Below are 15,538 nucleotides of genomic sequence, written 5' to 3' on the forward strand. Positions count from 1 at the left end.
CACGGCTGCCACTCACTGCGACACGTGGCGGAGGAGCCCTTTTCCGGGGATCGCACGTGTTCCCGCCCGCGAAGGCCCGCCCAAACGCGCGCTCGGCCGCGGTGAACGTGATGGGGAGTAGCACGCCGACGGTGACGCCGAAGCCCGTTCCGGACGCCGACCAATACTCAGCCAGACCCCACACCTCGTCACCGAGCCGCAGCGCCAGACAGCCACTTCACCCGCGGTTCGCGCCACACTACGGCCGCGCGCGCCGTGGTCGAGGCTCTTTGACGGAGCTGGTAAATGCTTGACCTATATCCGATCACTTGAGCGGGGAGACGATTACCGTGACCGATCTCGATCCTTTCACCGATCTGCTCGACTACCCGATGTACGTCGTGACCGCGCAAGCCGACGGGGAAATGGCCGGATGTCTGGTCGGATTCGCCTCGCAGTGCTCGATTCGGCCCGCCCGGTTCATGGTCTGGCTGTCCAAAGCCAACCGGACCTACCGGGTAGCCGCACACACCGACCGACTCGCGGTCCATCTTCTGCGCCGCGGCCAGGACCAGCTGGCCCGGCTCTTCGGCGGTGAGACCGGCGACCACACCGACAAGTTCACCCAGGTCCCATGGCACGCGGGGCCGGGCGGTCTACCGGTTCTGGACGAGGCTCCCGCCTGGTTCGTCGGCCGCGTGGAGAACCGGATCGACGGCGGCGACCACGTCGGCTTTCTGCTCGCCCCCGAGGCGACGGAGAGTCTCACGGGCAGCCGCACCCCCGTGCTGACGTTGAGCGACACCCTTGACATCGCTCCGGGCCACCCAGCGAACTGAACCGCACGCCCCGGTCGCAGCAGTCCTCCTCCTCGATCACCATCCGCCGGTGCACTACAGCTCTGGCCGGCGGGCCATCCACGCGTCTCGGACGACTACCTCGGCGAGGCAGCACCGATAGCTTCGGCGGGCGTGGGGGCGAGGGTGAGCAGGGCCTGTCGGCCCGCGCTCAGGGGCCGTCATCGGCACCGGCCGACAGCTGCGGTGTCCTCCGCTGGGAAATCCGCGACGTCATCCGCCGTCTCTTCCACGAGGCTCGCCCCCGTCAACGACGGCCGCGTCCCGCAAACGGTCGCCTTCCTCCTCCCGGCCGGGGCCGTCAGTGGGGAAGCCGAAGCCGACGTTGTCGACGAGGCTCGTCACGGTGACATCGCGGGTCGCGATCTCACGGTCGAGTGTCTGTCCGGCCCCGGGTCTGCTGAGGTCGAGGGCGATCAGGGTGGCACGGCGAGCGAGGGCCGGTCCCCGTCGTGACGTAGAGGCACGACACGACCTGTCAATCCCTCATAACCGCGGCGGCACCGGCCACTGGTCGGGGCTCAGGTCCGGCGACGCCGAGGCCGATCGGTCGGCTCGCCATACGCGGCACTCACGGACTGGCCGTGCCGATCTCCCCGAGACCGCGGGCGCCAAGGCTCCTTGTCCCGACATCCTCGCTGCCGTCGCCCGGCGGACCGGTGAGGACGGGGTCGGGCCGGCCGAGCAGGTGAACGTCGGTGTCGGGCCAAGAGACCGACTCAAGCTCAAAACGGACGGAGTCCGGCAGAACTGACACCGCCAATTGGGCGGGCCCGGACAAAACTCGGGACCGCCCAAGTACGGTTACGGCAACATCCCACGTCGGTTCGGCGTCAAGCCCCCTTGGCAGGCTCGAACCCGCGGCCCTTTGTGCACCCGTGCAGTCAGCACAGCGCGGCCTTGTCGCCCGTGCCGTAGCCGAGCGGGGTGATGACGCGGATCTCGGGCTCGGCGGTGAGCAGTTCTCCCACCCGGCTCATCGCTTCGGTGAGAAAGGGAGCCTGGCTGTGTATGTCGATGGCCTGCTGTGAGGCCCACTTCTCGACGAGCACCATGGTGAGTGGATCGGCGGCGTCCTCGTGTGCCGCGTATGTGAGGCAGCCCGCGTCCTCGTGGGTTTGGGAGACCACCGACGCGATGACCTTCCGGGCCTCGTCCGCCCGCTCGGCGCGCAGACGCAGGGTACTGATCACGACTATGGATTCCACCGCTGGTCCTCCTCGCTGTGCGCACCGGCAGATCCGGCGCGCAGTCACTGAAGCACGCATGCAGGTGTGGGCGGAACCCGCATTATCGCAGGATGGAATACCCAACCGGCTTGGCACGTGCCATAGGCCTTGCCCCCGAAGAGGGGCTCTTCCACTGGACCACTCGCTAGGCGGGAGGTGCAACGACTGCCCGCGTCCGAATGATGAACCAGCCCCGGACCAGCGGCAGTTCCGACCCGGCCGGTCCCGTTAGGCGAAGGGGTACCTCTGCTCCAGCAAGGCGATACCCAGTGACGTGAGGCTGTGGAGGACTGCCTTGCCTTCCCGCCGGGTGGTGATCAGGTGGGCGTTGCGCAGCACCGTCGTATGGTGACTCGCGGTCGCCGGCGAGATGTTCAGACGGCGGGCCAGTTCCGTGGTGCTGCATCCGCCGTCCGCCGCCCTCAGCACCGCAGCCCTGGTGCGTCCCAGCAGGTGCTCAAGTGACTGGACAGCGGACTGGCCGACGCCCTCCCACAGGGCGGTGTCGAGCGAGGTCCCACTGAGGCCGGGGACGGCCAATGTGGGTGCCCGATCCGGGTCCAGTGGCGGAGACAGGAGTTGAATCTGCGGTGTGGAGAACATCGTCGGCGCGATGACGAGACCTCGCCCGTTCAGGTGGATGTCCTCATCGTGCCGGTGGGCCACTTCGAGCACAGGCGGGCGCCAGCGGACCAACGGGCCGCAGAGTGTGGTGAAGAGCCGCTCGACGCCGCCGTCGGCCATCGTGCTCACAAACGCGCTACGGACCTCGCTCAGATGGGAGCGCACCCGGCTCCAGTAGGGGGCGACGGTGACGCTGTGGCAGGCTCGAAGTGCCGCGGCCACCTGGAGGCGGGCTTCCCGGTCGCCGTCCATCAGGTTGCGGGCCCAGGAACGGTGGCTGGGGTGGAAGGCGAGGTTCTCCAGTTCGAGGCGCATCAGGGCGCGGGGAGCCGCCATGAAGTTGTCCACTGCCTCGTCGACGGATGCCGTGTCACCCATCAGGCTCATCGCGTCGATCAGCGGACCGCGCATGGGCATCAACGCGGCCAGCGGGCCGGCCTGTTCGCCCAGTCGGCTCTGCACCGACACCCGCCAGCGACGGAACGTGAGACTGGCGTCGCGGTCCTTCAACAGCCGCACACTGTCGAACGTCTCCGCCGCCACGCCGATCGTCGTGGCCACGCGAGTCCGCGCCAAGTCCTCCACCGTGAAGTGAATGCGTTTCACCAAGCGCCCCGTCGTCGCGTCACTGTCTGGACACAGCAGTCTCAGCCCGGCGCGGCAATCACACAACGATCGATCAGGCCACAGCCGGTCGAACCTGGATGGGTGCAGATCAGCACAACTACAGGCTCGCTGGAGGACGGCTTCGGCGCCATGGCGTCCCCAACGGGCGCCAGTATTGTCGGGGCGGTCGGCGATCGGGGGCCGGCCAGCGCCCTCGGCGGCCAGGTCAGGAACCTCACGGAGCCATGCCGGACGGCGCTGACCCGTTCATTAGAGTGGATCGCATGGACATGCGGAGGATCGTCGCGGTGCTGGCCGAGGAAGCCGAGCAACAAATACACGACCAGGTGTGGAAGCTGGCACCGAGCGATCGGACTCTCGCTCATGAGACTGAGGCCGGCCTGCGCAAAGTTGTCGGGCCGCCGGATGTTCAGGAGGCATTGCCGCAGATCGACCGGCTCGAACGCCTGCGGGAGACGCTCGCCGTCCTGGCGATCTCCCTCGCTCGCACTCACGGCCGCCTGGCCTGGTTCCTCTCCGGTGCCATCAACGCGCTCGAACCGATCCTGCGCTGGCGTGCCCTGACTGCTGATCGTGGCGGCACCTTCGGCACCGTCCTCGCGAGCCCTGAGGAATACACGGAGGCGGAGGAGGCCGTCCGCCGACTCCAGGACTGCCTTGCACAGATCTCTGCCGGGTAAGTCGCCTCGTGCTCAGGGCCGCCGCGGCCCAAGTGAGCCGCTGACTCTACCGGCAGGGCTGCCAGATCCGGGCGGCCGTTCACTCAGCAGGAAGTGTGCCGGAAATGCGCTTATTCTGCACTTATGGCCACTACGCGTGCCCGACCCATCGCTCTGGCGATCATCCTCGGTCTCGTGGCAGTGCTCGGGATCGTCTGGTTGGTCAGATCCGCAACCACCGACGGCCAGAACGCAGCTGACGAAGGAGCGGTCAGCCCGGCGGCCGCCTCCCATGGCAACGACCCCGATCCCGACGGCGGCATCGGGGGCACCGGTACCGCGGACGACGGGGGCTCCAGCTCCGGGGCCGCCTCGCAGGGTGCGTCGGCGGGCGGCGACACACACAGGAGCGGGCGCCGGTCCATCCACGTCAACGGGGTGCACCTCGACGGCAACGGCAGCGGCGACGGCTGCGCGACCATCATCAACAAGACGAGCACGCCCGGGACCTTCAACAGTGTCTCGTTCGCCGTGGCCAGCGGTCCGGCCAAGCCGGCCGTCACCTCCGACAACGCGGCGCACTGTTCGGCCGACAACCCCCCGTGCGCCGGGGCCAGGGTGCAAGAGGGAAACCAGTGTGACGCGGGGGCCGTCCTCCCGCCCGGCGTCCCGAACGGCACGTATGTCATCACCACAACGGTCAACTTCACCTACGTGTGCGTGGACCCCGCGAACTCGCCGTGCGACGAGGTGAAGGACTGGGGTGGTTCGCCACCGACGCCTCAGGATCCGGTGGTGATCAGTGGTTCGACCTCAAACAATGTTCCCCCGGTGACGATCGTCGTGGGAGGGGAGCCCGAGGACAACCCTGACGAGGAGCTCACTCCGGCCCCCGACACCCCTGAGGACGTCCCAGCCTCGCCCGACACCGTTTCCCCCGACGACGAGCAGCCGCTGCCTGACGTACCCGATGTCGCCGATGGGGCGTACGGGCTGGAGCAGGGCTGATGGCCGAGGAGGCGCCGCCCGCGGAACCGCCGCCCACGCCACCGCGACCATCGGTCACGGAACCACCGCCCACGCCACCGCGACCACCGGTCACGGAACCGCCGGAAGAACCCCGGTCCTCCGCCGACCAGCTCCCCGTCTCCACCCGGGTCCGCAAGCTGGCGGAGGCGATCGGTCCGACGACCCTGGCCACCGCGCTGCTCGTCTACTTCGGCTACGTCGCCACCCGCGCGCGCTACCAGTACTTCGGCGTCCCGCTGGACATGACGGGGCTGTCCAACCAGGACCTCATGCTGCAGGGCCTGGAAGTGGTGTACGTCCCGGCGGCCTTGATGTTCCTCGGCATCCTGGCGTGCGTCGGCATCCACGCCCTCGTCAAATGGCTGCTCGCCCGCGACACCGGCGGCGACGCCTCCAGCAACCGGGCCCTGCTGGCATACCTCATCATTCTCGTCGGCCTGCTTCTCATCGCCCGCGCCCTGATCGGTATGTTCGTCCAGGACTCCGACACCAGTGTCGTCATCGGTGCCACGCCGTTGTCGCTGGCGATCGGGCCGGCGGCGGTGGCGTACGGCGTCTGGGTCTACGCCCAACAGCACGGCCGGCGCCTGCTGTCGCAGCGGATGGCACGCAACGGGGCCCTGTGCGCGGTGGGGTTGTTCGTCGCCGGGCTGTTCTGGGCCTCGACCCAGCTGGCCTGGGCGTACGGCACGGGTCGTGGCGAGGAGGACGCCGCCCGGCTGGTGGACCGTCCGGAAGTCGTCATCGACACCAAGGACCCGCTCGACGGCCTGCCCACCGGCGTCACGGAGACCCGGCTGGGGGCGTCCGGGAAGACGGCGGACGCGGGGGCGTACCACCACCGTTACGCGGGCTTCCGCCTGTTGCTGTCGTCCGGCGGGCGACTGTTCCTGGTCACCCCGGACTGGGTTCTCGGCCGGGACCGCACCGTCGTCCTCCCCTACGGGGACGACATCCGGGTGCAGCTCTTGCCGCACCGCTGAGGGTGAAAAGGGAGCCGTCCCGTCCGGCAGCGTCGGCGGGGCGTCGGCGCTAATGTCCGAAACGACGATAGGGAGCGGTGGCATGGACCTGTTGCCGATCGAGATCAAGGTCAACATCGAGAGCGACGTGGCGGAGGCTCTGTCCGCCCTGGGCGGGGCACACGGAGTGAGAACGACACGCCGGATCTGGTTCGCCGAGGACCGGCACGGCGTCGCCGAGCGCCGGGTGCCGCTGCTGGACGCCGGGGTGATCGTACGGTTCAGGCTCGACGCCGGTGCGGACGATCTGACGGTCAAGTTGCGGCCGTGCACACGGGCGCAGTTGGTCGGGCGCTTCTCCGTACCGTTCGACGCGGACCCGCTCACGTACAAGATCGAGGAGGACTGGTCGGCGGAGCGCCGGGTACCGGCCGCCTCCCTGGTGCACGACCACCCGCCGGGGGCGCTGTCGGGCGCGGTGGCGCCCGACGGTGATCCCGCCGCGTCGGTCGACGCGGTGCAGGAACAGTTTCTGCGCACCTGCGCGCCCTCCGTGCCGTTCGACGGGCTGGTCGCGCTGGGGCCGATCCTCGCGACGAAGGTCGAGGACGTCGCGCTGGACGATCTGAAGGTGAGTCTGGAGGCCTGGTCGGTCGCCGGTCTGGAGTTCCTGGAGGCCTCGATCCGGGTCAAGCCCAAGGAGAAGGACGAGGTCAAGGAGTTCACCGAGCGTGCCGAGCGCAAGCAGCGCGAGCTGACGGACGCGGTGCGGGACCGTGGGGTGGCGCTCTCCGAGCACCCGGAGAACAAGACCCGCCGCGTCCTGACGGCACTGGTGAGGAGCATGCACAACTGAATCGGTCGCGTACGTCAGTGCTCTGGCGTCACGGCCAGGGCTCCGTCGGCCGCACCGTGTCGAAGGCGAGCCCGCTGGAGCTCTCCCCCGTACCGGGCGCCTTCTCCCTGCGGACCCAGCTGTGCCAGGAGCCGTCGACCCAACGGGCCAGCACCGGTCGGCGGGTGACGTACACCCCGTCGCGCGGCACCTCCTCCTCGTGCACCCACAGTCCGGGCGTGATGAGGCGGCCCTCGGGGCGGGCGTCGAGGCCGGGAGCGGTGAGGCCGACCAGACGGAAGCGGATCTCGGCGGTGCGGATCTCCTCGGGGACGAGCGGGAACCAGTAGTCCGGCACGATGGTCTGCACCGCATAGCTGGGCAGTTCCCCGGCCGGGGCGGGCTCCGGCCGGGTGGCGCGTGCCCAGCGGTCCCGGCGGTCGATCCGCTCGCCCCGGGCGTCGGTGTAGTGATGCTGAACGGCCCAGGCCAGGTTGGCCAGTTCGTCGCGGGCCAGGACCACATGTTCGAGGGGCTGTCCGCTCTGGCCGGGCTCGGTGGGCAGGATCAGCAGACCGGACGCCGCCGGCTGGTCCGGGTCGGGGCTGTGCAGGGTGAACATCGACCAGGACGGGTCGTCCTCGCCGGCCCGCCGGATCAGATGGTGGCGGCCGAACACGTCGCGTACCAGCAGTTGGTCCACGACGGTCAGGGAGGAGGTCGGCACTTCCAGGGGCACCAGGAACCAGTCGTTGCCGAAGACCGTGGCGAACGAGATCAGCAGCAGTCGGCCGGTGTCGAGTGCGGACACGTCCGTCGCGCCGAGGTCGACGCGCGCGTCCTCCATCTCCCAGAACCGGTCGGCCGGCAGCCCGCCGTAGCGCACGGTCGAGGGCAGGCCCTCCTCGGTGAACGGCCGGCGCTGTCCTTGCGGTGCCGCCTCGGCGTCGGGGTCGGGATGTACGTCCAGGCCGTACCAGTCAAGGCCGTCGCCCAGGTACTCCTCGGCGCGCAGGACCGTCCCGCCGGTGGACAGTTCCACGCCGTATTCGAAGCGGTGCGGGTCGAAGCAGTCCGGGCCGTGCTCGGCGAGTTGTCCGGCCCACCAGGTGCGCCACCGCCCGAGCACCTCGGCCAGCTGCGGCTCCGGTCCGCTGTCGAAGGAGCCCGCGTCCAGCGCGGCCGCCACCGACGCCGCGTCGGGCATCCGGCCGTCCAGCAGGCCGATGAGGCTCGTGTCCGGCTCGCCGGCCGGGAGCAGGTGGGGCGCGAGGACCGTGCGGGCGGCGGCGCGCAACCCGGCGTCGTCGCACATCCGCAGGAGTGCGGTGCCGCCTTCGGCGCGCAGCCGTTCATCGACCTGGACGGGTTCGTCCTCGACCTGGATGTCCAGCGGCCCCAGGCGTGGATCGTAGGGGGTCCAGTCCGTGCTCCCGCCCGGGCGCCAGGCGTCGATCGGGACGCTGCCGCCGCTCATCCGGACCACCGCGGGCGAACCGGCGTCCTGGGCGGCGAACTCGCCGAACTGCCACTGCCGGGTGAGCAGCCACAGCGGGTCGTGCACCCGGGCGGCCAGCCCCTGCTCGATGTCGGCGGCGCGGTGGTTCGGCTCCAGCCGGAAGGGTCCTTCCGGGTCGGTGTTCGGCCGACGGGTCTCCATCATGGACAACGCTCGCCCGGTCGCTCCGTGCTGGCTGATGCGGATGCCCGGGAGGAGGTCGTCAAGCTGCGGCAGGTCTTGCAGGTCGACGGCGCGCAGCTTGGCCAGTTCGAGTGTCTCGCGCAGCACTTGCACCAGGCCGTCGGAGGTCCAGCCGCGGCTGAGGTCCGGGGGCACGGCGATGAGGACGCTGTGCGGCGCCTTGGCGTCGGGGCGGTCGTAGTGGAAGGCCACGCCGGTCAGTTCGGTCTGCGGCGCACCCTCGGCGGGTGGTGCGGCCTCGGGGGGCGGGGGAGGCTGGTCGGAGCCGGGAAGGAGTTCGATCCACTCGTCGAGGACGAGGCCGGTGACGGCCGCGCCGGGTGCGACGTCCACGGGCGCGTGCCAGACGAGGTGCGTGGTGGCCAGGGGGCGCTGCCCGGCGGGGAAGGTGCCGCCGATCCACGCGTCGGCCGCGCCCGCCGGACGCTGTGCCGCGCGCAGCCGTTCGGCCCGTTCGGCGCGGGTCCCGGCCAGCAGCAGCGTCTCGTGCAGGGTGCGCACCGTCGGTCGTACGGCCGCGTTGCGCCGCAGCCAGTCCTCCAGTTCGGCCCCGGGCACGTCGCCGGGTCCGGCGGGCTGCGGTGCCACTGCGGTGAGTGTGGGCAGGAGGGGTACGTCCGCGCCGAGCACCTCGGTCAGCGTCGGGCGGGCCCGGGACAGCCAGGCCTCAGCCGTCGCCGGGGTGACCTGCTCCGCGGCCAGGGCGCGCAGTGCGGCCTGCGCCGGGTGCCCCGCGACCAGGGGGCTCGCGGCGAAGGCGGCGAGGCGGGTGCGCAGCCCGGCCGTGTCGACCGTACGGCCGACGGGGTCCTCGGGAAGGTGTGCCGGCAGCAGTGACTGCGCGGTGGTCAGCAGTGACCGGATCCGGGCCGCCCGACCGCGCAGAGCGCTCCATCCGGGTCCGGTGAACTCGACCGCGGTGTCCGGCGGGACACCCATGGCGCCGCGAACGGCCTGCCACAGCCCGGCTGGTTGGACGGCGGCCGCGTCCAGTACGGTCCGCAGGGCGCCCAATCCCAGCCGGTCGACGGTGACTTCGAACACGACCTGGCCGTCGGCCTGCGCGTCCACCTCATGCCCTGGGCCGTCGCTGTGCGCGTCCCCGTCGTGGTTCTGACCGTCGGAGTGTGCACCGAGCACCCCCGTGAGCGTCCAGCCCGCCGCCGGACCCAGCAGCTGCGCGACCCAGGCCTCCAGGGCGGGTTGGAGCGCGGCGAGGGGATCGTCCGGCCAGCCGGTCGGGGCGGCGTCGGGCGGCAGCAGCACGCCGACTCGGTGGGTGATGGCGCGCGCCCGGTGCGGAGTGCGCAGCACGCGGAAGGTGTCCGGCACGTCCTCGCCACGGCCCAGGGTGTCGGCGGTCAGCCCCGCGCGGATGGGGTTGCCGCCCACCAACTGGTGCACGCTCTCGGCCAGTACCAGGTCACCGACCGCGTCCAGGGCGTCGACGAGGTCCTCCAGCAACGGTGTCACCGCCGCCTGCTTCTCCGGCGGGACCACCGGCGCGGTGTCGATGACACTGGACAGGGCCGGCGCACCGGCGCCCGCCCGCGCGAGGGCCATCCCGTCGACCACATTGCGTGCGGCGATCACTTCCGCGCTGCGCGCCCACAAGTCGGTCTCGCCCGCCTCTCCTTGCGGTTCGGGTACGACCGGCAGGGGGAACTGGCGACGGAACCGTTCGACGAGTTCGTCCAGTTGGGCGTCGTGCAGGGCCCGTTCGAACCGATAGCCCAGCAGGGAGCCCAAGTTCTGGCCCTGGCGTACCCCGCCGAGCAGCCAGCGGGCGATGCGGGCGCGGCGGGAGGTCAAGTTGACCGCGTAGGACTGTTCGTCGGGGTTGCCGAGGAAGCCCGAGCGCAGGACGGCCGCCGTGGCCGCGTGGTGCAGGGACGGTGCGTGGATGTAGCCGTCCTGGGCGGACACCTCGACGGTGGTGTCCACGTCGTCCAGTTCGATGTCGACCTGTTCGCGCTCTTCCGGGGGCAGCAGGTTCTCCACCCAGCCGTAGCAGCCGAACCGGACACCCTCGACGCCGGACGCCCTCAGTTCGGCCAGCCGCCGTGACGCCAAGGAGGTGATCCAGGCGTCCAGCCGGTGCGCGTACGTGTCGATGACCTCCAGCAACAGCTCGGGCAGCCGGGTCACCGGTACGGCGGCGAGCGTCCGCAGCGCCTGTTCGAGGCGGGGTAGCGCGGCGGCGGCACGGGTGGCGGCGGCGACCCGTTCGGCGCGCTCCTGCTCGTCGAGTCCGTCGATGACGTCGGCCACCAGTTGGTCCACGTCGCTGGTGACGGCGAGCGCCTGGCGCAGGGGGTCGTCGGTGCCCTCCTCGCCGTCGTCGCCCTGGAAAAACGTCCAGTTGGGCAGGAACAGCAGGGCATCGAGCAGTCCGCTCGCGTCCGGTGGGGGTTCCGGCGGGAGGTCTGGCGGGGTTGTGTCGTCGTCCTCGGGCGGCGCGTCGTCGCCGTCCTGTGGTTGCCCGCCTCCTTGGCCCGGCTCCTCGGCCTGCACTCCCGGAAGGTCGAAGAACGTGCTGCGCCGGGGCGGGGTCTCGCGGCCCGAGGACAGCTCGACCGGCCATGCCGCGTCGAAGCCCGCGGCGTCCAGCCGGCCCGCGAGGAAGGCGCGTACGGCCCCCAGATAGTCCGCGGTGGCCGCGGCCCGGGCCGGGAAGGCGGTGGCGTCGGGCGTGAGCCGGGTGACGAACTCGGGGACGCCCGTCCTGTCGTCCAGGCCCCAGCCGAGGGAGGTCCAGCCGTCGCCGCTCGTGGTCCAGCGCAGCATCCCGTCGGCTGCGAGGCCGGGCAGACCCGGTCGGGCCGGGGGTTCGTCGCGTGCGGTCTTCGGCACGGCGAAGGCGGGGCCGTCCATGCGGCGCATGGCCAGGCCGGTCGCCACGGGCAGCCGTTGCAGCGCGTCCACGGTCACCTGGTCGACCGGCAGGCCCGGCTGGACCCGGGGGATGGGGTCGATGGGGATCTTGTTGTTCAGGGCCGCCCGCCAGCACTCCCGCAGGCGCAGCAGCCAGGGAGCGAGGAGGGCATCCACGTCGCGGGTGCGTTCGGCACGCCAGTCGCCGAGCGCGGTCGCGGGCAGCACGCCGTACGGCTGGCGCCCGACCCGCAGCATCGGCAGCGGCCCGCGCCCGCGCACATGCTCGGCGAGGTGGTCGCGCACGGCACGCCACGGGCCGCCGGGGGCGACACCGGTGACCTGCCGGGTGCCCAGATCGAGCGTGCTCAGCGCGGCCTCGGCGAATCCCTTGCCGAGGGTGGGCCAGGTGAGCAGGGTCAGCGCGGCGACGGCCGACGGCTCCGGGTCGTCCGCGCCGGAACAGCCGCGCAGGAACCCGGCGTCCGGCAGACCGAGGGCAGCGGCCAGGGCGTCGGCGACCGGCCGCCGGCCCGCCTCCGGGTCCGGGTCGGGGCCGGGGTAGGCGGGCGCGGAGGACCAGCCGGAGCGGGTGTGCGGTGTGTTGTTGGTGGCAGTGCCGGAGGGCAGGATGCCGAGTCCGCCGCCGAACCGGTGGCCGTGCAGCAGGTCGCGCAGCCGGGCGGCGCCGTCCGTCGCGGAGTCGTCGCGGACGCCGACGACCAGGAGTTCGTCCAGGTGCTCGGTGCCGTCGGGTGGGAAGTTGAGCTCGATGCCCATGCCGGCCTTGAGCGCCTGGAACCAGTCGGTCTCCCAGCCCTCGTCCTCGGCGCGCAGCAGGCCGATGGGCAGTGGGTCTGGGACCGGACGGCCGAGCTTGTCCACGACGACCTGGCCGTCGAGCAGGCCGAGGAAGCGCCAGCGTTTCGGCATCGCGACCTGCCGCCGACTCGGTTGTCCGGGGTCGTCTGGGCGCTGCTGGGGCGGCGGGGAGCCGGGGCGGGCGGCGCGGACCGCCCAGGACGCGCGGGCCGGACGCAGTCTGGTGAGGACCTTCTGCCAGGCTTCCGGGCCCGGGTTTCGCCAGTATTCGGTGGCGGCGGCCGCCTCGGCGGGGGTCAGCCGGGGATCGAACGGCGAGAGCAGGATGTCGTCCGGATAGATCCGCACGCGCAGGGTGCTCGGCTCCCACCAGATGGTCTCCACCCGCACCGGCAGCAGGGCGATCGGGTCGGTGTTGCCGTCGGGGAACAGCGCGGTGCCCTCGCCGAGGGCGTTGGTCAGCTCCTCCTCGGCATTGGCGGCGAAGCCGTTCGCCTGTTCGGCCGCGGCCCGCAGTTGCGCGAGGGCGGCCTCGGCCTCGGTGAGCAGTTCGGCGCTGGGGCGCTGGCCGATCTGGACGGGGTCGGGGAGTCCGGCCCGGATGTGCTCCTGGAGGCGTCGCACCACGGCCTCCTGCTCGTCCGCGAGGGCCTGGGCGGCATCCGCGTCGGTGCGTGCCCGGTCCAGCTGCGCGCGGGCCGCGAAGGCGTCCGTCATGTCGGGGGTGCTCCTGTCCTCGCGCGGTGGTCAGCCGCCCAGCAAGGTGGTGGCCCGGAAGGCCAGTTGGAACGGCTGTTGGAAGGCGATGCGGGCCATGTCGGCCGGGTCGTGGTTCCACAGCGGGGCATCGGGCTGCTGGGTCGGTGGTCCGGGCGCCTGGTCGAGCCGGACGCACGCGCCCTCGGGCACGCCGACGGCGTCCCAGGTCAGGTCCGCCCAGGTCTTCAGCTCGCCGGGCGGAGATCCGGCGTCGAACCCGAACTGGGTGCCACGCATGGGTTCGCGGAACACGAAGAACCAGTCCTCGGCGCGGGCCCGGGCCGCGTCGAGACCGGCGAAGAGGTAGAGCACCGTGGACTCGTCCAGTGCGAGCGGGGTGCCCGGCACGCCGTCGAACGTGCGAGGCAGCTTGCCGTCGACACCGCGTACGGCGAGCAGGGCGGTGCCGGGGAAGCGGCGCAGCAGGTCGCCGCGCACGAGCAGCACCAGATTGCCCTGGCCGCCGGTGCGCAATTGGCTGCCCAGCGGGGTGTCGGGCGGCCACAGCGCGATCTCCTCGACGTCCGCGTCGTCACCGGGCCAGAACCGGGCGAAGGGGGTGCCGCGCTGGTCGGTGGGGAACTCCCGCCACAGCAGTTCCCGGTTGAACTCGTGGTTGAGTCCGACGAGCAGGGCGGCGATGAACTCGGGATTGGTCTCCAGCAGCGTCACCGAGTCGGGCGGCAGCGCGCTGATGCCCGGCAGTGCCCACTCCGGCCAGCGGGCCAGGAGTTCCTCGGCGATGGGCACGGTGAACTTCGGGTGGGCCATGATCGGGCGCAGGGGGCGGGTGTCGGTCGGAGCGCGTTGCGACCAGAAGTCGGCGGGGATGCGGTCGGCCATACGCCGCATCTGCAGCCGGGTCGCGGCGAGCCCGGCGCGCAGCTCTCCCGGCAGGGCGTCCTCGGGTGCGCCGTCGCCCATGACGTCCATGTCTCTCAGCCCCCGCGCCAGGACCGGGTCGGGCGGCTGGTCGCCGGAGGTGTCGCCGGTCGAGCCCCGCCGGGTGCGACGGGCGAGGGCGCCGTTGCTGCGGGTCAGCCGGACGAACGAGGTGCTGGCCGTGCCGGCCAGTACCTTGTCCTTGGCCGAGGCCAGCAGTTCGGCCAGAGTGGTCTCGATCGTGCCCGACGCGCCTGCGGCCAGGGTGTTCTCGGTCGCCTCCGACCCGGGGACGGACAGGGGCAGGCGTCCGCTGAGCGGTGCCATGACGGTCACGAGGTCGGCGGTGTCCAGCGCGTCGAGGTGCTTGCGCTGGGCCTGTTCGGCCGCGGCGGCGGCCAGCTCCCCGGTCGCCAGCAGCCGGTTGGCCTGCCGGATCTCGCCGACCTGTTCCCAGGCACGGGCCATCAGGAACTCCTGCTCCAGCTGCACATACCGGGTGCCGAGTGCGGCCGCCACCCTGCGGCGGACCTCCAGGTTGAGGGTGTTCATCCAGTGGTCGGGCTCGTCGGGCACGGTCTGCCGGCCGGTGTGGTGGCTGCCGTAGAGGGGTGGGGCCACGGCGGCGGTGTCCCGGTCCTCGACCGGCGGCTGTGCCGGCCCCTCCTCGCCCGGTGCCACGGGCTCCTCGCGGCGCCGGGCGGGTGCGTCCAGGCGTTGGGTGAGCAGGGCCCGGAAGCGGTCTTGTGCGGCGGGCTCCGACCAGGTCTCGGGGACGGCCGTGCCGGGGGCGCGCAGTGCACCGTCGATGGCCACGGTGGCCGCTCCGGTGGATGCCTCGGCGGGCCAGGGGCGGCCGACGTCGATGACGCGGCTGCCGAGTCCGGCCTCGGCGGCGGACCGGAAGCGCAAACGGCGGGCCAGTTCCTCGAAGGTGCCCGCCTTCCCGGTGCGGAACCTCCACCAGTGGTAGACGGGCAGGTCGACGGTGTCGCGGCCGGCGATCGGCCAGGCGTCCTCGGTGGCCGCTCCCCCGGGCGTCACGTTCAGGCCCGCGTCGCGTCCGGCGGCGGTGGCGGGCACCACGGCGGCGATCCACCCCCGGTCCGGGGCCAGTCGGCGCGGGCACAGCAGCCGTGCGACGACGTCGGCCGAGTGGGTGCGCAGGTGCTGCTCCACACGTGCTCGCGCACCGGCGTCGTCGGTGACGTCGTCGGGCAGCCGCGCCTCCACATGGGCCCAGGCCCATCGCTCGGCCGGCCGGGGCAGCGCGGCGACGGGAGCGGTCAGCACCGGCAGCGGGCGCGCGTCACGCGGTGGCGCGGCCTCGTCCTCGGCCAGCACGATCAGCGCGATCCAGGGCTGCGGGGTGGGCCCGCCCGAGGGGGACACCGTTTTCGGGGACAGCAGCCAGGGCAGGTCGGCGTGGGCCAGCTCGACTCCGGCCAGCACGTTCTCCGCGGCGTCGGCGGTGCCGGGCGGTGGTTCCTCCCGCAGGATCATGCCGCGGTCGAACCCGAACACGTCCCCCGGACCCACCAGGGACAGCGTCGGCCCGTGCACCGGCGGCTGCTCCTCACGGCGGCCGCCGCTGTCCCGCGTGAACCGCACCGAGGTCGCCAGCGCCTGGCCCTGGGCCGAGGCGGCGGCCCCGAGCCGCGCCGAGGAGAAGAACCATCGGGTGCTCATGCGCCGCTC

General features: G+C 71.9%; 9 protein-coding genes. 5 read left to right on the forward strand and 4 right to left on the reverse strand.

Going from position 1 to position 15,538, the window contains the following annotated elements; all coding sequences use genetic code 11:
- Positions 1–329: 329 nt before the first annotated feature.
- Positions 330–818 carry a flavin reductase family protein gene (locus tag CRP56_RS00590; protein WP_097259467.1) on the forward strand — a complete coding sequence of 163 codons (489 nt, stop codon included), beginning with the start codon at positions 330–332 and terminating at the stop codon, positions 816–818.
- A 902-nt stretch (positions 819–1,720) separates the two neighbouring features.
- Here CRP56_RS00590 and CRP56_RS00600 read toward each other — a convergent pair.
- Both CRP56_RS00600 and CRP56_RS00605 read right to left on the reverse strand, forming a co-directional pair.
- Positions 1,721–2,044, reverse strand: a complete 324-nt coding sequence (locus CRP56_RS00600; RefSeq protein WP_179850913.1) for a putative quinol monooxygenase — start codon at positions 2,042–2,044, stop codon at positions 1,721–1,723.
- A 249-nt stretch (positions 2,045–2,293) separates the two neighbouring features.
- The gene (locus CRP56_RS00605; protein ID WP_306459465.1) at positions 2,294–3,274 is read right to left on the reverse strand and encodes an ArsR/SmtB family transcription factor; all 981 of its coding nucleotides are present in this window, start codon (positions 3,272–3,274) and stop codon (positions 2,294–2,296) included.
- Between the two features lie 305 nt (positions 3,275–3,579).
- On the opposite strand from CRP56_RS00605, the gene CRP56_RS00610 reads away from it, so the two are divergent.
- From CRP56_RS00610 to CRP56_RS00625, 4 genes are all read left to right on the forward strand, one after another.
- Complete coding sequence (locus CRP56_RS00610) at positions 3,580–3,996, forward strand: hypothetical protein (protein WP_257039947.1); 417 nt, start codon at positions 3,580–3,582, stop codon at positions 3,994–3,996.
- A gap of 123 nt (positions 3,997–4,119) precedes the next feature.
- Positions 4,120–4,983: a hypothetical protein gene (locus tag CRP56_RS00615; protein WP_097259471.1), complete on the forward strand. Its 864-nt coding sequence runs from the start codon at positions 4,120–4,122 to the stop codon at positions 4,981–4,983.
- A complete protein-coding gene (locus tag CRP56_RS00620; RefSeq protein WP_257039948.1) occupies positions 4,983–5,987 on the forward strand; it encodes a hypothetical protein in 1,005 nt (334 codons plus the stop codon). The genes CRP56_RS00615 and CRP56_RS00620 overlap by 1 nt, the downstream gene beginning before the upstream one ends.
- Positions 5,988–6,069: 82 nt before the next feature.
- Positions 6,070–6,822 carry a hypothetical protein gene (locus tag CRP56_RS00625; protein WP_097259472.1) on the forward strand — a complete coding sequence of 251 codons (753 nt, stop codon included), beginning with the start codon at positions 6,070–6,072 and terminating at the stop codon, positions 6,820–6,822.
- A 28-nt stretch (positions 6,823–6,850) separates the two neighbouring features.
- On the opposite strand, the gene CRP56_RS00630 is transcribed toward CRP56_RS00625, so the two are convergent.
- Together CRP56_RS00630 and CRP56_RS00635 are read right to left on the reverse strand one after the other, a co-directional pair.
- Positions 6,851–12,916, reverse strand: coding sequence for a hypothetical protein (locus CRP56_RS00630; protein ID WP_097259473.1), 6,066 nt, complete (start codon positions 12,914–12,916; stop codon positions 6,851–6,853).
- 30 nt (positions 12,917–12,946) lie between these two features.
- The gene (locus tag CRP56_RS00635; RefSeq protein ID WP_097259474.1) at positions 12,947–15,529 is read right to left on the reverse strand and encodes a hypothetical protein; all 2,583 of its coding nucleotides are present in this window, start codon (positions 15,527–15,529) and stop codon (positions 12,947–12,949) included.
- Positions 15,530–15,538: the final 9 nt, after the last annotated feature.

It is taken from the genome of Streptomyces sp. TLI_55, assembly GCF_900206255.1.
Classification (GTDB): Bacteria; Actinomycetota; Actinomycetes; order Streptomycetales; family Streptomycetaceae; genus Streptomyces; species Streptomyces aquilus.